This is a genomic window from Bradyrhizobium ingae (assembly GCF_055791185.1).
Genome location: NZ_JBVUBB010000019.1, coordinates 37,998 through 56,956 on the forward strand (window position 1 = coordinate 37,998; position 18,959 = coordinate 56,956).

The 18,959-nt window shown below is 64.2% G+C and carries 17 protein-coding genes; 11 read left to right on the forward strand and 6 right to left on the reverse strand.

Features of this window, described 5'->3' with window-relative positions:
* Nucleotides 1-186: 186 nt before the first annotated feature.
* Both ACV1FX_RS24840 and ACV1FX_RS24845 read right to left on the reverse strand, forming a co-directional pair.
* Nucleotides 187-1,437 carry an ABC transporter substrate-binding protein gene (locus tag ACV1FX_RS24840; RefSeq protein ID WP_473120202.1) on the reverse strand — a complete coding sequence of 417 codons (1,251 nt, stop codon included), beginning with the start codon at nt 1,435-1,437 and terminating at the stop codon, nt 187-189.
* 84 nt (nt 1,438-1,521) lie between these two features.
* A complete protein-coding gene (locus tag ACV1FX_RS24845; RefSeq protein WP_473120203.1) occupies nt 1,522-2,337 on the reverse strand; it encodes a putative hydro-lyase in 816 nt (271 codons plus the stop codon).
* Nucleotides 2,338-2,456: 119 nt separating this feature from the next.
* Between ACV1FX_RS24845 and ACV1FX_RS24850 the strand changes: the two genes are divergently transcribed.
* From ACV1FX_RS24850 to ACV1FX_RS24860, 3 genes are all read left to right on the forward strand, one after another.
* Nucleotides 2,457-3,374, forward strand: coding sequence for a LysR family transcriptional regulator (locus ACV1FX_RS24850; protein ID WP_473120204.1), 918 nt, complete (start codon nt 2,457-2,459; stop codon nt 3,372-3,374).
* A gap of 117 nt (nt 3,375-3,491) precedes the next feature.
* Entirely contained in the window at nt 3,492-4,742 is a 1,251-nt protein-coding gene (locus ACV1FX_RS24855) for an allantoate amidohydrolase (RefSeq protein ID WP_473120205.1), read from the forward strand.
* Nucleotides 4,743-5,240: 498 nt separating this feature from the next.
* Nucleotides 5,241-6,365 carry a GNAT family N-acetyltransferase gene (locus ACV1FX_RS24860; RefSeq protein WP_473120206.1) on the forward strand — a complete coding sequence of 375 codons (1,125 nt, stop codon included), beginning with the start codon at nt 5,241-5,243 and terminating at the stop codon, nt 6,363-6,365.
* A 105-nt stretch (nt 6,366-6,470) separates the two neighbouring features.
* Here ACV1FX_RS24860 and ACV1FX_RS24865 read toward each other — a convergent pair whose 3' ends face one another.
* Nucleotides 6,471-7,544, reverse strand: a complete 1,074-nt coding sequence (locus ACV1FX_RS24865) for a tartrate dehydrogenase (protein WP_473120207.1) — start codon at nt 7,542-7,544, stop codon at nt 6,471-6,473.
* A 190-nt stretch (nt 7,545-7,734) separates the two neighbouring features.
* Between ACV1FX_RS24865 and ACV1FX_RS24870 the strand changes: the two genes are divergently transcribed.
* Together ACV1FX_RS24870 and ACV1FX_RS24875 are read left to right on the forward strand one after the other, a co-directional pair.
* On the forward strand, nt 7,735-8,511 hold the full coding sequence (locus ACV1FX_RS24870; RefSeq protein WP_473120208.1) for an SDR family oxidoreductase: 777 nt from the start codon (nt 7,735-7,737) through the stop codon (nt 8,509-8,511).
* A gap of 182 nt (nt 8,512-8,693) precedes the next feature.
* Nucleotides 8,694-10,115 carry an amidase gene (locus ACV1FX_RS24875; protein WP_473120209.1) on the forward strand — a complete coding sequence of 474 codons (1,422 nt, stop codon included), beginning with the start codon at nt 8,694-8,696 and terminating at the stop codon, nt 10,113-10,115.
* Nucleotides 10,116-10,182: 67 nt separating this feature from the next.
* Here ACV1FX_RS24875 and ACV1FX_RS24880 read toward each other — a convergent pair whose 3' ends face one another.
* On the reverse strand, nt 10,183-11,289 hold the full coding sequence (locus ACV1FX_RS24880) for an amino acid ABC transporter permease (RefSeq protein ID WP_473120210.1): 1,107 nt from the start codon (nt 11,287-11,289) through the stop codon (nt 10,183-10,185).
* 2 nt (nt 11,290-11,291) lie between these two features.
* Entirely contained in the window at nt 11,292-12,479 is a 1,188-nt protein-coding gene (locus ACV1FX_RS24885; protein ID WP_473120211.1) for an amino acid ABC transporter permease, read from the reverse strand.
* A gap of 107 nt (nt 12,480-12,586) precedes the next feature.
* On the opposite strand from ACV1FX_RS24885, the gene ACV1FX_RS24890 reads away from it, so the two are divergent.
* The 4 genes from ACV1FX_RS24890 (at nt 12,587) to ACV1FX_RS24905 (ending at nt 16,646) form a co-directional block, all read left to right on the forward strand.
* Nucleotides 12,587-13,459, forward strand: a complete 873-nt coding sequence (locus tag ACV1FX_RS24890; RefSeq protein ID WP_473120212.1) for a MurR/RpiR family transcriptional regulator — start codon at nt 12,587-12,589, stop codon at nt 13,457-13,459.
* A 3-nt stretch (nt 13,460-13,462) separates the two neighbouring features.
* The gene (locus ACV1FX_RS24895) at nt 13,463-14,812 is read left to right on the forward strand and encodes an aspartate aminotransferase family protein (RefSeq protein WP_473120213.1); all 1,350 of its coding nucleotides are present in this window, start codon (nt 13,463-13,465) and stop codon (nt 14,810-14,812) included.
* Nucleotides 14,813-14,824: 12 nt separating this feature from the next.
* The gene (locus tag ACV1FX_RS24900; protein WP_473120214.1) at nt 14,825-15,838 is read left to right on the forward strand and encodes an amino acid ABC transporter substrate-binding protein; all 1,014 of its coding nucleotides are present in this window, start codon (nt 14,825-14,827) and stop codon (nt 15,836-15,838) included.
* A 169-nt stretch (nt 15,839-16,007) separates the two neighbouring features.
* On the forward strand, nt 16,008-16,646 hold the full coding sequence (locus tag ACV1FX_RS24905) for an arylsulfatase (RefSeq protein ID WP_473120215.1): 639 nt from the start codon (nt 16,008-16,010) through the stop codon (nt 16,644-16,646).
* Here the strand turns inward: ACV1FX_RS24905 and ACV1FX_RS24910 are convergent.
* Nucleotides 16,643-17,287, reverse strand: coding sequence for a TetR/AcrR family transcriptional regulator (locus ACV1FX_RS24910; protein WP_473120216.1), 645 nt, complete (start codon nt 17,285-17,287; stop codon nt 16,643-16,645). The two genes, ACV1FX_RS24905 and ACV1FX_RS24910, sit on opposite strands and share 4 nt — an antisense overlap.
* Nucleotides 17,288-17,447: 160 nt before the next feature.
* Here ACV1FX_RS24910 and ACV1FX_RS24915 point away from each other — a divergent pair, with 160 nt between their 5' ends.
* Complete coding sequence (locus ACV1FX_RS24915; RefSeq protein WP_212402241.1) at nt 17,448-17,657, forward strand: ferredoxin; 210 nt, start codon at nt 17,448-17,450, stop codon at nt 17,655-17,657.
* A gap of 53 nt (nt 17,658-17,710) precedes the next feature.
* Nucleotides 17,711-18,931, forward strand: coding sequence for a cytochrome P450 (locus tag ACV1FX_RS24920; RefSeq protein WP_473120217.1), 1,221 nt, complete (start codon nt 17,711-17,713; stop codon nt 18,929-18,931).
* The last annotated feature ends 28 nt before the right edge of the window (nt 18,932-18,959 follow it).

Consider the following 18,959-nt stretch of genomic DNA (forward strand, 5'->3'; position numbering starts at 1 on the left):
GCGAGGAGCTTTAGCGACGAAGCGATCCAGACTGTCTCCGCGGATACGTTCCTGGATTGCTTCGCGGAGCCTGTCATCGGGCCGCGCTTCGCGCAGACCCGGTGGCTCGCAATGACGATGCGGTGAAGCAGTTCGCTCTTCTCGGCTATCACAGTGCTTGGTCCCCCACCCTGCCCTGCGGCCTGTCTACTTCATCGGCCAGATCGGTTCGGCCACTGCCGCCTGCGCCGGCGAAATGGTCACGAACTTGCCGCCGACATACTGCAGAAGCACCGGATCGGCGTCGTCGTTCTGGCCCATCTCGTCGAACTTGACGCGCTTCCAGGGCATGATGGTCTGCTCGCCCGGCATGTCGGTCGCGGCCAGGGCATCGCGGACCTTCTCGCCGTCGGTGGACTTGGCACGATTGATGGCGTCCGCCATCACGATCAGCGCCATGAATTCGCGCGAGGTGTTGTCGTTGAGGTCCTTGCCGGACTTGTCTTTGAACATCGCGTTGATCTTGCCGACCATCGGCCGCTTGGCGGCGAGATCGAGCGAGAAGCTGCCGCGGGTGATCACACCCTCGACCTTGTCGCCGACCGCGTCATAGAACGCCTTCTCGGAGAAGCCGGCGGCCTGCGCCACGATGGCGTTCGGCTTGTAGCCGAGCTCACCCATGGTCTTGATCAGGAGGATGCCGTCGGTGGTATAGCTCGAGGGCATCAGCACGTCGGCGTTGGCCGCCTTCAGTTGCTGCACTTCGGCCGACAGCGACGGCGAGTTGGCGCGGTACTTGATGTCAGCGGCGATCTTGTAGCCTCGCTCGGCCGCAAGCTTGAGCTGAGCGTTGGCGGAATCGGTGCCGAAGATCGTGTCCTCGTGAAACAGCGCCAGCGAATCGATCTTGGTGCCCTTCTTCTTCATTGCATCGAGGAAGTCGAACATCGCGGCCGAAAACATCTCATCATGCGGCGAAGGACGGAAATAATATTTGAGACCGCGGCGATGCAGGCTGGGCGAGGAATTGTCTGCCGACATGAACGGAATCTGGTAACGCTCGCAGATCTGGCTGACGGTGACCGCAACGGCGCTTTGATAGGTGCCGAGCACCGCGCAGACCTTTTCCTGCGTGATCAGGCGCTCGGCCTCGGCGCGTCCCTTCTGCGGATCGCCCTGATGGTCGGCGAAGACCAGGCGGATCTTGGCGCCGCCGAGGCCCGGCAGCCCTTCGCCCTTCGCGAGCGGCAGGTCGAAATCGAAGTCCTTGTTGATGATGTCGACCGCCGTCTCGAACGCGCGCTGCGCATCGACGCCGATCTGGGCATTGGCGCCGGACATTGGGTACGTCAACCCGATCACCACTTCCGAAGTCTGCGCGCGAGCTGCGAGCGGCATGAGTGCGGCAGTTGCGGTAGCAGTGGCTCCGAGCAGAACGTCGCGGCGCGTGATCGTCATTGGCAAATTCCCCTCTTACTTGCGGCTATCGATGGAGCGATTGGTTTGCACGGTAAAGCCTGAAGAAGCAGCATATGCTGCCCACTAAATCACGGCCATGTTCCTGTTCTTCAAATCCGTCACCAGCATGAGGCCCGGCGAATGCGTGATCGCAAACGGGAGTTTCGCGGCGTTGATCACCGACTGCGGCGTCACGCCGCAGGCCCAGAACACCGGGATCTCGTCGTCGGCGACGGGCACGGGATCGCCGTAGTCGGGCTTGGCAATGTCCTTGATGCCGATCAGGTGCGGATGGCCGAGATGCACGGGCGCTCCGTGCACAGCGGGGTAGCGCGAGGTGATCTGCACCGCGCGGATCGCATCCGCCGGCTTGAACGGACGCATCGACACCACCATGGGTCCGGCGAATGGACCTGATTCACCGCAGGCGATGTTGGTGCGGTACATCGGTACGCGCACCTTGTGCTCGATGTGGCGGATCGGCATGCCCTCGTCGAGCAGCGCCTCTTCGAAAGAGAACGAACAGCCGAGCACGAAGGTCACGAGATCGTCGCGCCAGTCCTTCGTGATGTCGGTCGGCTCTTCCACGACCTCGCCATCGCGCCACACGCGATAGCGCGGCACGTCGGTGCGGATATCGAGATCAACGCCCAGCGCCGGAATGAAAGGGCTGCCGACATCGGACATGCCGATGATCGGGCACGGCTTCGGATTGAGTTGGCAGAAGCGGTGAAAGGCGCTGGCGTATTTCTCGGGCAGGATCGCCAGATTGCCCTGAACGAAGCCGGGGGCGACGCCCGCGGTCGAGCCGACCTCTCCGGCGCGATAGGCGAGCCGGGCCTGACGGCTCGGAATGGTGTCGCTTGATTCAGTTTGCTGCACTGCCACCAAAACAGTCATCCAATCGACCTGCCTATAATCTCGACAAGGACAGCGAACACCAAGCATGGTATAAAGTCTAATCTTCCTTTCTAATGTAGATCGATAAATTTTATTTATCGATTGGAAAATTCCTTCCAATGCTGGACTTCAGGTCGATCGAAACCTTCCTCTGGGTCGTGAAACTCGGCAGCTTCCGGGGAGCCGCGGCGCGGCTCAACACCACCCAGCCGGCGATCTCCCAGCGCATTGCCCAGCTCGAGCGCGAGATGGGCGTGAAGCTCCTCAACCGCGATCATCGCATCGCTTCGCCGACACCGAGCGGCCGGCAGATGATGGTCTATGCGGAGAAACTAATCGGCCTGCGCGCGGCGATGATGGCCGAGATCGGCAACGCCTCCGCAATGCGCGGCGTGATGCGGCTGGGCGTTGCCGAGACCATCGTGCACACCTGGCTGCCGCGGCTCGTCAAGAGCGTGAACGAAATCTATCCAAACCTGTCGCTGGAGATCGAAGTCGACATCACACCGAACCTGACCGCGCGTTTGATGGCGCAGGAGATCGAGCTCGCTTTCGTGGTGGGGCCGCTGTCGGCCTCCGGCGTGCACAACCGTATGCTGGTCGATTATCCGATCGGCTTTCTCGCGAGCCCGTCGCTGGGCCTGGGCAATGGCCCCGTGACCCGGCAGGACCTCGCACGCTTTCCGATCATCACCTTCCCGCGCAAGACCAAACCCTACGAGGTCGTGCGTGAGGTGTTCGACCGGCCCGAGCTGCCGCCGATCCGGCTGCACGCGAGCGCGTCGCTTGCCACCGTCATCCACATGGCCGTCGAAGGGCTCGGCATCGCCGTGATCCCTTCAGCGATCGTCGAGAAAGAACTCGCCGATGGACGGTTGCAACTGCTCGATACTGACCTGAACATCACGCCGCTGACCTTCACGGCAAGCTGGCTCGCCTCGCCCGACGTCGTCGCGATCGAGCGCGTCGCCGAGCTCGCGCGGCAGATCGCGCAAAAGAGCCTCGCGGTTGACGCGGAGATGCCGGCGCGTCATTGAACGAGGGCCGGACAACTCAATCGTCATTCCGGGGCTCGCATAGCGAGAACTCGGAATCTCGAGATTCCGGGTTCGCCTTCGGGCGCTCCGGAATGACAGCTAAGATGGACTGACCGCATGAGCCGAGCCGCCACCAATCTGCAAATCGATTCCGCCCGCCTCTGGAGCTCCATCCACGAGACCGCGCAATTCGGCGCGACACAGAAGGGCGGCGTGCGGCGACTGACTCTGAGCACCGAGGACAAGCAGGTGCGTGATTGGTTCCGCAAGGCGTGCGAGGACGCGGGGCTCGAGGTGCACGTCGACGCGCTCGGCTCGATGTTCGGATTGCGGAAAGGCCGCGACATGTCGAAGCCGCCTGTCGGCATCGGCTCACATCTCGATACCCAGCCGACGGGCGGCAAATATGACGGCATTCTGGGAACGCTCGGCGCGCTCGAAGTGATCCGCACGCTGAACGACGCCGGCATCGAGACCGAAGCGCCGATCTGCGTCGTCAACTGGACCAACGAGGAAGGTTCGCGCTTTGCACCGGCCATGATGGCGTCCGCCGCCTATGTCGGCGACTTCACCACCGACGATATCCTGTCGCGCAAGGATGCCGAGGGCGTCACGGTCGGCCAGGCGCTGGATACGATCGGCTACCGCGGCGACAAGCCGGTCGGCTTCCAGAAGCTTGGGTGCTTCGTCGAGCTGCATATCGAGCAAGGACCGATCCTGGAGGCGGAGACAAAGACCATCGGCGTCGTCGACTCCGGCCAGGGCGTGCTCTGGTACGACGGCCATATCACCGGCTTTGAAAGCCATGCCGGCTCGACGCCGATGCCGCTGCGCCGCGACGCACTTGCGACGCTCTCGGAGATCGTTCTGGCAATGGAGGCAATCGCCAGCAAGCACGGGCCGAAAGCGGTTGGCACCATCGGCGAGGCCGTGATCGCAAAACCCTCGCGCAACGTCATCCCCGGCGAGATCGCCTTCACGGTTGATTGCCGCAGCGCGGATGCCGCGATCATGGACGCGCTCGATCGCGACTTGCGCGCGGCCATTGCCGATATCGCCGCACGCCGCAAGGTCGAAGTGAAGCTTGATCTCGTCTGGCGCAAGGCGCCGACGCACTTCGATCCGAAGCTGATTGCAGCCGTCGAGAACGCTGCCAACACGCTCGGCTATTCCAGCCGCCGCATCACCTCCGGCGCGGGTCACGATGCCTGCAACCTCAACACAGTGATGCCGGCGGCGATGGTGTTCGTACCCTGCAAGGACGGCATCAGCCACAACGAGCTGGAGGACGCGACGCAGGCAGACTGCACCGCGGGGACGAACGTGCTGATGCACACAGTGCTGGCGATTGCGGGCGTTGCATCCTGAACGAGCGCGCAGATGACTGACCATCATCCCGCGCAAGAGATCGTGGGTTAGGCTAGAGAAGCGTAACCCGCCGCTGCTCTAGCCACACGGAAAGTAAAGAGATGGGTTACGCCTTCGGCTAATCCCACCCTCCGCGTGCTTTGCGGGCACTTGTTGCGCCACGCCTCGCCAGCAACGATTCCCTTGAGTTTCCTACGGCTGCAAGTGCGGGTTGCAGTCTTGTGACAAGGGAACGAGATGGCACGTCCGATCTTTGATAGCGGAGGGTCCCGCGCATTGGCGGGCTGCGACAATTCGCTGCGCGGCAGTTGGACTACTCTGGCCGCCCATATTGCTGAGCCAAAATGTTTAACCGACCGAACAGACGCTACCTTCGACGCTGGCTCCGCCGGAACTGTTCTCCGACCGCCCCGTCCGGTGGCCACGTGGCTCCGGCACAGCGATGCGCTCGGGGCCGTCGACATCTGAGGGTAACGCCAAGTGCGGTGCGTGAATAGCATGGACCGGTCCACGGCGTTCCGCGTGGAATTCGTCCACGATTGGGCTAAAGCCTCCTCGCGGTGGGGTGACGGCGGCGACGCCACGGTCTTTCAGCACAAGCACTGGCTCGATGCATGGTATCGCACCTTCGACGCCGCTCCCCTGATCGCCTTCATCGTGGATGCCGCCGCGCGGCGCGACGTCGCGCTCTTTCCGCTGGTGTGCGGCAAGCGCAGCGGCATGCGCGTCGTCGAGTTCGCCGATCACGGCTTCAGCGACTACAATGCGCCGATTCTGGCGTCAGACGCGCCGCGCGATTCCGCGAACCTGCGCGCCATCGCCTCCGCGTTCCTGACAGCGCTGCACCTGCTGCCTGAGCGTCCCGATCTGATCCGCCTCGAGAGGATGCCGCTCGAGATAATTCATGGGCGCCCCAACCCGCTGACGGCGGATGAGCGGGCGATCCCCTGTTCGGTGAACGGCAACGTCGTCGAGTTCGGCGACGATTTCGAGGACTATCGCACCTCGATCGCCAAGATCCAATTGCCGCGCCGCTGGCGCGTATTCACCCGCCATCCCGGAGCGAGGTTTGAGAGGGCCGCCGACGTCGACGAGGCGTTGCGCATTCTCGACATGATGGATCGCCAGCAGAACAAACGCATGAACGAGCTGGGAGAGAGGTTCGTCCTGGATCAGCCCCGCAACGCGAAGTTCTACCGTGACGTCGTCCGGCGCGGGCTCGGAGACGGCTACGCCGTCGTTTCGGCGCTGATCTGCGGCGACGAAGTCGTGGCCACCACCCTGGGATTGAGGCATGGCGCACGCTATTCGCTGCTACGAAACACCAACGCCCGCGGGCAATGGTCGAACTGCTCGCCCGGCCAGCTCTGCATAGAACGGACGATGGCGGCCCTGCATGCGGAAGGCGTGAGGCACTTCGACCTCAGCATCGGCAATTACGACTACAAGCGGCGGTTCCGCGCAGGGCCGCTGCCGTTGATTGATGTCCGCATCGCATTGTCCTGGCGCGGCCAGCTCGACGTGCTGCGCGACCGCGCCGTGCGGGAACTGCGGCGCCATCCGCGCGCTTTTGCGACGGCCAAGGCGGCATTTGGGTATCTTCCCAGGCAGGTTCGCGCCTAGCACTTATAGTTCGATGGTCAATTCGCCGGAAAGCGGCGGCCCGAGGCCGCCTATGCCACCCTCTCCCGCAAGCGGACCCACCAAGGGAGAGGGCGGAGCTCAAGCCTAGTCCACCATCTCTGCGACCGCCTTGCCGCACGCGGTGGTGTCGGCGTTGCCGCCTAGGTCTTTCGTGCGCAGCGTGCGTTCGGCAAGCGTGCGCTCGATGGCGTCGACGATCGACTTGCCGGCTTCCTTCTCGCCGAGATGCTCGAGCATCATTGCACCCGACCAGATCATGCCGATCGGGTTGGCGATGCCCTGCCCCGCGATATCGGGCGCCGAGCCGTGCACGGGCTCGAATACTGAGGGGAAGTCGCGCTCGGGGTTGATGTTGCCGGATGGCGCGATACCGATGGTACCGGTGCAGGCCGGGCCGAGATCGGAGAGGATATCGCCGAACAGGTTGGAGCCGACCACGACGTCGAACCAGTCAGGATGCAGCACGAAGTTCGCGGTCAGGATGTCGATGTGGTACTTGTCCCACTTCACGCCCGGAAACTTCTTGGCCATCGCCTCCACGCGCTCGTCCCAATAGGGCATGGTGATCGAGATGCCATTGGACTTCGTCGCCGAGGTCAGGTGCTTCTTCGGCCGCGACTGCGCGAGCTCGAAGGCAAATTTCAGGATGCGGTCGACGCCGATGCGGGTCATCACCGTCTGCTGCGTGACGAATTCGCGGTCGGTGTCCGGGAACATGCGGCCGCCGACGGACGAATATTCGCCTTCCGTGTTCTCGCGCACCACCCAGAAATCGATATCTCCGGGCTTGCGGTTCGCAAGCGGCGACGGCACGCCCGGCATCAGGCGCACCGGGCGCAGGTTCACGTACTGGTCGAACTCACGGCGGAACTTGATCAGCGAACCCCACAGCGAGACGTGATCCGGAATCTTGGCCGGCCAGCCGACCGCGCCGAAGTAGATCGCGTCATGCTCGCCGATCTTCTCCTTCCAGTCGTCAGGCATCATCTGCCCGTGCTTCTCGTAATAGTCGTAGGACGAGAAGTCGAAATGGTCGAACTGCACGGAGACACCGTGCTTCTTCGCGGCCGCCTCCAGCACGCGCAGCCCCTCCGGCATCACTTCCTTGCCGATGCCGTCGCCGGGGATCACTGCAATCCGGTATTGCTTCTTGCTCATCGATTTTGTCCTGGAAGTCTTCCTTGGAAATTGTCCTGACTTGATCTGACCGGGCCGACCATGAGCCCTGGTTGACAAGCCTGCAATGGACCAAACTCGCCGGCAGTGCAACGCTGCACTGCAATGTTGACCGTGGCGCGGACGAGCGCCTACTGATTTCATCGCGTTCCCGACGTCAGCGAGAATCCCCATGGACCTGCATCTGCGTGGCAAGCGCGTTCTGATTACCGGCGCGTCCAAGGGCATCGGCGCGGCCGCAGCCGAAGCATTCGCCGAGGAAGGCTGCCATCTCCTGCTCGCCGCCCGCAGCGGCGACCGGCTCGAGACGCTGGCTGACCGCTTGCGCTCGGCGCATCAGCTCGACGCGGCGACGAGCGTCGTGGACTTGCGCAAGGCTGAAGACGTGACGCGGCTCGCCAAGGAAGCCGCCGAGATCGACATCCTCGTCAACAATGCCGGCGATATACCCGGCGGCTCCATCGACAAGATCGACGAAGCCAGCTGGCGTCACGCCTGGGAATTGAAAGTGTTCGGCTACATCAACCTCACGCGCATGATCTACGCCCAGATGAAGGCACGCGGCGGCGGCGTGATCGTCAACGACATCGGTGCTGCCGGCGAGAAATTCGACGCCAACTACATCTGCGGCAGCGCCGGCAATGCGGCGCTGATGGCCTTCACACGTGCGCTCGGGAGCAAGAGCCTCGCCGACAACATCCGCGTAGTCGGAATCAATCCAGGCCCGGTCGGCACCGACCGTCACGTGACGCTGCTCAAGACCCGCGCAAAGCAGCAGTTCGGCGATGAGACCCGCTACAAGGAATTCCAAAAAAGCCTGCCGCTCGGCCGGCCCGCACATGCGCGCGAGATCGGTGACCTGATGGCGTTTCTGGCCTCGGACCGCTCCGGCTATACGTCAGGGGTCATCTATACAGTTGATGGCGGGATCAGCGCGGGTTGGGGTTAATTGAGCTCGGCGGCGCCCCCGCACGTCGTCATTGCGAGCCACCGGTCTGCGCGAAGCGCGGCCCGATGACGACAGGCTCCGCGAAGCAATCCAAAAATGCATCAGCGGTAAAAGGTCTGGATTGCTTCGTCGCTCCGCTCCTCGCAATGACAGTGCACGTTGTAGCAATAGGAGAATCCTGATTGCCCGCTCAAGACCTGATCCGAGCAACCGCGTGCGCCGTGGTCGACAAGCTGCGCGCCGGCGAGGTCACGCCGCTTGATCTGCTCGATGTCCTGGAAAAGCGCATCGCGGAGGTCGACGGCCAGGTCAACGCGCTTCCGACCCTGTGCTTCGATCGCGCGCGGACAAGCGCCAAGGCGCTGATGCAGAAGCCGATCGCCGAGCGCGGGCTGCTTGCAGGCCTGCCGGTGCCGATCAAGGATCTGACTGACGTCGCCGGCGTGCTGAACACGCAGGGGTCTCCGATCTTCAGGGACAACATCCCGTCACGCTCCGACCTTCTGGTCGAGCATCTCGAAGGCAACGGCGCGGTCGTCTACGCCAAGTCGAACACGCCGGAGTTCGGCGCCGGCGCCAACACGTTCAACGAGGTCTTCGGCGCGACGCTCAATCCCTGGGACACGTCGAAATCGGCAGCCGGCTCCTCCGGCGGCGCCGCGGCCGCCCTTGCGACGGGCACGGCCTGGCTCGCGCACGGCACCGACATGGGCGGCAGCTTGCGTAGCCCTGCGAGCTTCTGCGGTGTCGTCGGCATGCGCCCGAGCATCGGCCGCGTCGCACATACACCGAAGTTCGGGATCGATCGCAACCTGACACAACAGGGCCCGATGGCGCGCAATGTCGAGGACCTTGCGCTGCTGCTCGACGCCATGAGCGGTGATTATGCCGACGATCCGCTGTCGCTGCCCGCGCCGGCGACCTCTTTCCTCTCCGCCGCGCGCTCGGGCAGTAAACCGAGGCGCATCGCCCATTCGCCCGATCTCGGCGTCACGCCCGTCGACCCCGAGGTCAAGGCGATCACACGGAAGGCGGCGGAGCGCCTTGCGGAAGCCGGCGCCATCGTGGAAGAGGCGCATCCGGACTGGCGCGAGGCGCATGAGTGCTTCCACGTGCTGCGCGCCTTCGACTTTGCGATCACCAAGGCGAACCTGCTGCGCACGAAGCGGGACCTGCTCAAGCCCGAGGTGATCTGGAACATCGAGGAAGGGCTGAAGCTTACCGTCGAAACGCACGAGCGCGCGCTCGCGCAACGCGTGGCGATGACCGCGCGTGCGGTTGAATTCTTCAAGACATATGATCTCCTGCTCGTGCCCACGACCATCGTGCCGCCCTTCCCGGTCGAGAACCGTTACGTCGCCGAATGCGCTGGCAAGAGGTTCGACAACTACATCGAATGGCTCGGCATCGTCTACGCCATCACGCTCGCCTGCTGCCCGGCGCTGTCGCTGCCCTGCGGCTTCACAGAGTCGGGATTGCCGGTCGGCGTGCAGATCGTCGGCGCGCCGCGCAGCGATGCGCAGGTGATCGCCGGCGCAAAGGTGCTGGAGGATATTTTGGGTCTGCGCGGCACGACGCCAATCGATCCGAAGATGAAGAGGTAACCTCTTTCGTGCCTTGAACGCGGCGCAGCGCTGACGTGCTGCTCCTTGTCCGGGACACGAGAGAAGCTCACCTCGGCGCCCCCACCTCCAAACTCCGGCTGTATCGCGACATCGCGAAGCAGAAGGCGAAGTAGATCACGGCGATGAAGATGTAGACTTCAACGGAAAACTGCTGCCAGTTGGGATCGATGATCGCAGTCTTGGCTGTCGTCAGCAGATCGAAGATGCCGATGATCAGGACGAGACTCGTGTCCTTGAAGAAGGCGATGAAGGTGTTGACCAGCGGCGGAATGACGTGACGGATGGCCTGCGGCAGGATGATCAGCCGCTGCTTGCGCCAGTAGGACAGTCCCAGCCCATCGGCAGCCTCATATTGCCCGCGCGGCACGGCCTGCAGGCCACCGCGGACGACTTCGGCAAGATAAGCGCCGGCGAACAGGATGATCGCGATCTGCGCACGGAGCAGCTTGTCGATGTTGAATCCGGCGGGCATGAACAGCGGAAACATCACGCTTGCCATGAAGAGCAGGCTCACCAGCGGCACGCCGCGGATCAGTTCGACATAGAGCACGCAGAGCGAGCGGATCGCCGGCAGTTTCGAGCGCCGGCCGAGCGCCACGAGGATGCCGAGCGGGAAGCCGAAGGCCAGCCCAAAGGTCGCCAGGATCAGCGTCACCGGCAATCCGCCCCAGCGGTCCTGCGAGACGAAGGACAGCCCGAGCACGCCGCCCCACATCAGAATGCTGATCAGCGCAAGCGCTGCGATCCAGACATAGACGAGCTCGCGCCGCCACCATGTACGGCGGGTGGAAACGTAGAACAGCGCGATGAACAGCAGGACCGCGAGCGCCGGTCGCCACTGCTCGTCGAACGGATAGGTGCCGAACAGGATGAAGCGGTACTTTTCCGGGATGACGGCCCAGCAGGCACCCAACCCGCGCGCCGCGCGGCAGGCGCTGGAGTCGTTTGCGGGCGTCAGCCAGACCGCGTTGGCGATGCCCCATTGCACGAAGCTGAACACGCCCTTGGCAAGCACCGCAAATAGCACCAGCGTGATGATCCCATTCGGTATCGATGAGAACAGGTTGGCGCGCACCCAGCGCAGGACGCGGTTGCCGGATTGTGGGCGGCGCATGGCGCGCGGCGATTGCGGAATGTCGGTGATCACCGTCATCGTCAGCGCTCCACCAGCGCAATCCGCGCGTTATACCAGTTCATGAAGAAGCTGATCGAGAGGCTGATGGTCAGGAACACCGCCATGATCAGCGCGATCGCCTCGATCGCCTGCCCGGTCTGGTTCAGCGTGGTGTTGGCGATCGAGACCACGTCCTGGTAGCCGATCGCGACCGCGAGCGAGGAGTTCTTGGTGAGGTTCAGATACTGGCTCGTCATCGGCGGCACGATGACGCGCAGCGCCTGCGGCAGAATGATCTGCCGCAACATGAAGCTGCGGCGCAGGCCGAGCGCGTTGGCGGCGTCCCACTGCCCCCGCGGCACCGACTGGATGCCGCTGCGCACGATCTCGGCGATGAAGGCCGAAGTGTAGGTGACGAGCGCGATCAGCAGGGCAAAATATTCGGGAGCCAGCGTCAAGCCGCCGACGAAGTTGAAGCCGCGCAGCTCGGGCCAGGCGATGGTCCAGCGCACGCCGAGCTGCCATGACACCAGCGCCGGCAGCACGACGATGAGGCCGAGCGCAAACGGCCAGGCGGGCCGCGGCTTGCCGTCGCGCATCTGCTGCGCGATCTGGGCTCGCCTTATCAGGTAGAACACGACTGCGCCGACAAGGGCGGCGCCAAGCACCCAAAGCTGCCCCTCGCCGATCGGGATCGACGGCAGGATCAGTCCGCGGTTGGACAGGAAGATGCCGTCGATCGGCCGCCATGCGGCGCGCGCGGCCGGCAGTGCCTGCATCAGCACGTACCAGAACAGGAGCTGCAGCAGCAGCGGAATGTCGCGTAGCACCTCGACATAGACGGCAGCGAGCCGCGACAGCAGCCAATTGGCCGACAGCCGCGAGATGCCGATCAAGGTTCCCAGGATCGTCGCGAGCACGATGCCGATGACGGCGACGCGCAAGGTGTTGGCAACACCGACGACGAACGCCCAGAAATACGTGTCCTTCGGACTGTAGGCGAGCAGGCTGTCGGCGATCGGCATGCCGGCCTCGCGGCCCAGAAACGCAAAGCCGGTCGAGATGCGGCGCGCCGAAAGATTGTGAACGGTGTTCGACCAGAGGAAGGCGAGGATGGCGAGGGCGACACCGACGACGAGGATCTGCCACAGCAGCCCCTTGAGCTGCGGGCCTCCCAGCGCGATCGAGAATGTCCGGCGCGGGGGCGGTCTGGGGCTATCAGTCGTCACAGCACAAAAATCCTCAAAACGCTTTGAAAGCAGCGATTTCCGGCCATGCGCTTCGGCAGCGCGCATCAACTGTTGCACTAAACAAGGATATATGCAACAAATGTTTCATGGCCGAGCCCGCGAAATCCTCGCCGTTGAGCGAACTCTGCAGCGCATTGCCATCGCTCCCGATGCGGTTGCAGGAGGTCGGGCGTTTTGTCGCGGCCAACGACTACGACGCCACCACCCGCTCGATGCGCGACCTCGCGGCCGAAGCCGGCGCCGACCCGGCCGCGTTCACGCGGCTCGCCAAGGCGATCGGCTATTCCGGCTGGGACGCGCTGCGCGCGGCGCTGACCGAGGCGCGACGGCCGTCGCAGACATCGCCCTTCTCCGGTCGCGCCAAAGGGCGCCGCCACGGTCCGAATTCCGACGTTGCCCTGATCACCGACAAGCTTGAAGCGGAGGCTGCCGGTCTGCCGCGGATCTCGGCTTCTTCCGTGGCCGACGCGGCAACAGCATTGCATGACGCCAAGCGGATCTGGATCGCCGGCTTCCGAAGCTGCCGCAGTGTCGCGGAGCTCCTGAACTATGAGTTGCGGCTGTTCCGCGCGGGCGAGGTGCAGATCGTCGGCGGCTCCGGCCCTGACGATCTCGACCTCGGCGCCTTCCGCGCCAGCGACGCCGTCGTGGTGATCGGCTTTGCGCCCTATACGGGCGCAAGCGTCCGGGTGGCGCAAGCCGCCTATCGCGCCGATGCGACGCTGATCTCGATCGCGGACAGCGTTGCGGCGCCGATGGCCGAAGGCGCGGATCATGTGTTGCTGTTCGAAGCTGCGTCCTCGCCCGGATTCTTCCCGAGCCTCACCGGCGCGATCGCGATCGCGCAGTCACTCGCCGCGGTGACGTTTTCGCTCGGCGGCGCGGTTGCGAAAAAACGCCTTCAGGACACCGAGGCACGATTGACCGCGACCTCCATCTACGTCTCAGAGAAAGGTTGAGCCATGAGCACCCGCACGACCCGTGTGTTGCACCGTTCCTTGCGCGAGACGCCGCCGAAGGCGATCGGCGGCGAAGGTGTTTACCTCTTCGCCGAAGACGGGCGGCGCGTGCTCGACGCCTCGGGCGGCGCCGCCGTCTCCTGTCTCGGCCATCAGCATCCGCGCGTGATCGCGGCCCTGGCGAAGCAGGCCTCGACACTGGCCTATGCGCACACCGCGTTCTTCTCCTCCGAGGCGGCGGAGCGGCTGGCCGAAACGCTGGTCGGCCACGAGCCCGGCGGCCTTGCCTACGCCTATTTCGTCAGCGGCGGATCTGAGGCGATCGAAGCCAGCATCAAGCTCGCGCGGCAATATTTTATCGAGCGCGGCGAGCCGCAGCGCCGGCACTTCATCGCACGCCGGCAAAGCTATCACGGCAACACGCTCGGCGCACTCGCAGCCGGCGGCAACGCCTGGCGTCGCGAGCCCTATGCACCGCTGCTCTCCGGCGCCTTCAGCCACGTGACACCGGCCTTTGCCTATCACGAGAAGCATGACGACGAGTCGGATGCGACGTTCGTGGCGCGGCTGGCCGCCGAGCTCGAAGCCGAGTTCCGGCGGCTCGGTCCCGACACCGTCGCAGCGTTTCTCGCCGAGCCGGTCGTCGGCGCCACCGCCGGCGCCGTCACCGCGCCCGACGGCTATTTCAAGGCGGTGCGCGAGATCTGCGACCGCCATGGCGCGCTGCTCATCCTCGACGAAGTCATGTGCGGCATGGGCCGCACCGGCACGATGCACGCCTGGCAGCAGGAAGGAATCGCGCCCGACATCCAGGCAATCGCCAAGGGTCTTGGCGGCGGCTATCAGCCGATCGGCGCGATGCTCGCAAGCGGCAAGATCGTCGACACCATCCGCGCCGGGAGCGGCGCCTTCCAGCACGGCCACACTTACCTCGCCCATCCCCTCGCCTGCGCGGCAGCACTTGCGGTGCAGGACGTGATCCGCGAAGATGCCCTCCTCGATCGCATCAAGGAGCGCGGGCGTCAGCTTGAACAACGATTGACCGAGCGTTTCGGCAATCACCGCCACATCGGCGATATCAGGGGCCGCGGCCTGTTCTGGGCGATCGAGCTCGTCGCCGATCGCGCAACGCGCACCTCGTTCGATCCGGCGCTCAAGCTGCACCAGAAGATCAAGGCGGCCGCCTTCGCAGAGGGGCTCGGCTGCTATCCCGGCGGCGGGACCGTCGATGGCGTCCGGGGCGACCATGTACTGCTGGCGCCGCCCTACATCGCCTCGGCGAACGAGATCGACCAGATCGTCGACAAGCTCGGCACCGCCGTCGACAACGTGTTGCGTAGTGTCAATCACTGAGGGGAGAGTAGCATGATGAGGAACGTGATTATCGCGGCAGGCCTGCTCGCGGCTTCGAGCAGCGCGGCGACGGCTGCGACGCTGGACACGGTGAAGAGCCGCGGCACGCTGGTGTGCGGCGTCAGCGCGGGCTTTGCCGGCTTCTCCGCGCCTGACTCGCAAGGCAACTACAAGGGCCTCGACGTCGACTATTGCCGCGCGCTTGCCGCCGGCGTGCTGGGCGATCCCAACAAGGTGCGCTATGTCGCGCTGACCGCGCAGAACCGCTTCACCGCGTTGCAATCGGGCGAGATCGACGTGCTCTACCGCAACTCGACGCAGACCTATTTGCGCGGCACCACGCTGGGCTTGCGGCAGGGACCGATCAATTTCTACGACGGCCAGGGCTTTGTCGTGAAGAAGGACCTCGGTGTAAAGGAGCTGAAGGATCTCAAGGGCGCCACCGTCTGCGTTGCGCAGGGCACCACGCATGAGGTGACGCTCGGCGACTACGGCCGCGCCAACGGCATCGACTGGAAGCCGCTGGTGTTCGACCGCGTCGACACCATGTACCAGACCTTCTTCGGCGGCCGCTGCGATGCCATGACCCAGGACGCCTCGGCACTCGCCGGCGCAGTGACCACGGCCGCACCGAACCCGGCCGATTACGTCGTGCTGCCGCAGACCATCAGCAAGGAACCGCTCGGCCCCTTCACCCGCAATGGCGACGAAGTCTGGAGCGACATCATCACCTGGCTGCATTACGGGTTGATCGAGGCGGAAGAGCTCGGCGTGACGCAGACCAATGTCGAGGAGATGGCGAAGTCGCAGACCCCCGCAGTGCAGCGGCTGTTAGGTGCCTCCGGCGATCTCGGCTCCCGGCTTGGGCTCGATAACAAGTGGCTGGTCACGGCGATCAAGGCGACCGGCAATTACGGCGAGATCTACGAGCGCAATGTCGGCCAAGGCAGCCCGCTGAAGCTCGAGCGCGGCCTCAACGGCCTCTGGAGCAAGGGCGGCTTGATGTACGCCATTCCGTTCAAGTAACCAGTTGCGCGTTCTTCAGCTCGTCCCGCTTGCGGGGAGAGGTCGGATCGCATCGAAGATGCGATCCGGGTGAGGGGGAGCTTCCGCGAATCCCACTCTCACCGTCCCCGCGGAGACTCCCCTCACCCCGACCCTCTCCTCGCAAGCGGGGCGAGGGAGAAGAGGCACCATGCGCATCACACTGATCCACGCGCTCAAACATTCCATCGCCCCGATCGAAGCGGCGTTCGCGCGCCTGTGGCCGGAAGCGCGGCTGATGAACCTACTCGACGACAGCCTGTCGGCGGATCTGGCGCGCGACGGTGCGCTGACCGACGCCATGACCGACCGCTTCCTCGTGCTAGGGGATTATGCCGTCGCGACCGGAACTGACGCGATCCTGTTCACCTGCTCGGCCTTCGGACCCTGCATCGAGGCGGTCGCGCGCGCGCATGCGGCGATGCCGGTCCTGAAACCGAATGAAGCGATGATCGAGCAGGCGGTGACGATGGGCCGGCGCATCGGCCTGCTCTCGACCTTCCCGCCGACGCTGCAATCGATGCCGCCGGAATTTCCGGCCTCCGTCGAGATCGTGCCGAAGCTCGCCGAGGGCGCGCTCGCCGCGCTCGACCGCGGCGACCGCGCGACGCACGATCGCCTGATTGCGGAAGCCTCAAAAGACCTGCGCGACTGCGACGTGATCGCGCTCGCGCAGTTCAGTATCGCAGCCGCCGCGACGCTGGTCACTGACGCTACCGGCAAGCCGGTCGTAACGACGCCTGACAGCGCCGTGCTGAAACTGAAGAAGCTGCTTGCCGCGAAGGTTTAGTCCGCTTTCCCGCGACGGCGGGCTTCCTTGATCGCGACATCGAGCGCGAGCTTGGTCTCGGTCACGAAATCCTCGACCAACTCCTCGCGCGTCGTGTGCGCGGCCTCGCCGGTGAACAGCCCCTGCTCGGCCAGCATCACCACGCCGTGCAATGCTGCCCAGATCTTCAGCGCATGCCGCTCGCGCAAATAACCGACGGCGGGCGCCTCCAATGCGTCAAGCACCAGTGCGAACGTTTCGTTGGTCGCGGCGTGCAACTCGCTGCCCTTGGCGGCGCATGAAACCGTGCGCGAAGCGAACATCAGCCGGTAGATGCCGTTGCGGCGCAGGCCGAAATCCAGCGTAGCTTGCGCCAGCCGCGAGAGTTTCGACTGCTTCGACGGCTTTGCCATGGCCTCGCGCAGCACAGCCGTGAATTGCCGGAAGGCTTCGGCCGTCACCGCGGCGAGCAGCGCCTCGCGGTCGGCGAAATGACGATAGGGTGCAGGCTGGGAGACGCCGAGTTCCTTCGCCAGCGCCTTGATGCTGATCGCCTCCGCCCCGCCCTGCTCCGCCTCGCGCAGGGCGATCTTGATCAGGGCGTCGCGAAGATCGCCATGGTGATAGGTGTTTTGCGGCTTGCGGGCGAGTTGTGTCGGCATGTTGAGCGGAAACCTATAAGTTTGCGCTTGACAGGGGAAGCCTGCCGGCAATGTAATATACTATAACTTAATTCGCAGAGACCGCTGCGGAGAACAATCAATTGAGGAACGCGCCCGGCCCCTTCGAGGAGCCCGGATACGCATGACCCAGGGAGCTTAAATGGCAGAACGACTAAGGGTTCACGTCGATCCCGACAAGTGTCAGGGCCATGCGCGCTGCAAGGCGCTCGCGCCGGAACTGTTCGAGCTCGACGAATACGGCAATGCGCATGAGGTCGGCGACGGCACTGTGCCAGCCGGCCTGGAAGACAAGGCCTGGCTTGCCAAATCCAACTGTCCGGAAATCGCGATCGAAGTGACCGAGGAATAGCGCGCCGCGCGTTCCTGCGTTCTTCCGTGAACACAAGCCCCGAGGATCCTGAGATGTCCGACGTCAGCCAACCCGCCGCCCATCCGCCCGTCACCGATTGGCTTCACGATTTCGATCACACCGACCCGCGCTGGACGGAAGATCCTTTCCCGATCTGGGACCAGATGCGTGCTGCAAGTCCCGTCGTGCACACAGAGCGATTTCTCGGCTGCTATCTGCCGACGACCTATGAGGCGGTGCGGCAGATCGCCAACGACACCGAAAGCTTCTCCTCGCGCCGCATCATCGTTCGCGATGAACGGCCCGAAGTCGCCAAGAACGCAGCGCCGCCGATCACCTCGGATCCTCCCGACCACAAGCCGGCCAAGCAATTGCTGCTGCCACCGTTCACGCCGGATGCGATGAGGAAACTCGAGCCGCGCGTCCGCGCCATCTGCAACGAGCTGATCGACGAATTCATTTCCGACGGCAAGGTCGACGCCGCCGCTCGCTACACCAAGCACATCCCGGTGCGCGCGATCGCCCACATGCTCGGCATCCCCGAGAGCGACGGCGACCTCTTCATCAAATGGATCCACATGATCCTCGAGCTGAGCATCAAGAGCGAGATGATGCTGAAGCAGGCGGCCGAGGAGATGACCGATTATTTCGCCGGCCATGTCGAAGCGCGCAAGAAGACGCCTGGCGACGACCTGATCTCCTATCTCCTCAATGCCCGTGACAAGACCGGGCAGCCGCTCGAGGACTCCCACATCTACGGCTCGCTGCGGCTGCTTCTGATCGCCGGCATCGACACCACCTGGAGCGCGATCGGCTCCTCGCTCTGGCACCTCGCAAAGACGCCCGCGGACTGCGAGCGCCTGATCGCCGAGCCCGAGCTGATACCGATCGCGGTCGAGGAACTTCTGCGCGCCTATTCGCCGGTGACGATGGCGCGCGAAGTGATGAAGGAGACAACCATCTCCGGCTGCCCGGTCAAGCCGGGCAACATGGTCCTGCTCTCCTTCCCCGCGGCCAACCGCGACCCCAAAATGTTTCCCGATGCCGACAAGGTCGTGCTCGATCGGCGGGAGAACCGCCATGCCGCCTTCGGGCTCGGCATCCACCGCTGCGTCGGTTCCAACCTGGCGCGGATGGAAATGCAGGTCGCAATTGAGGAATGGTTGAAGCGAATCCCCGACTTCCGGCTCGACCCGGCGGGCACCGTGACCTGGTCGCAGGGGACCGTGCGCGGCCCCCGCCAGTTGCCATTTCTGCTTGGAAAGGCCATGTAGCCTCCAGGCAGAAAACGTTACGGGAGGC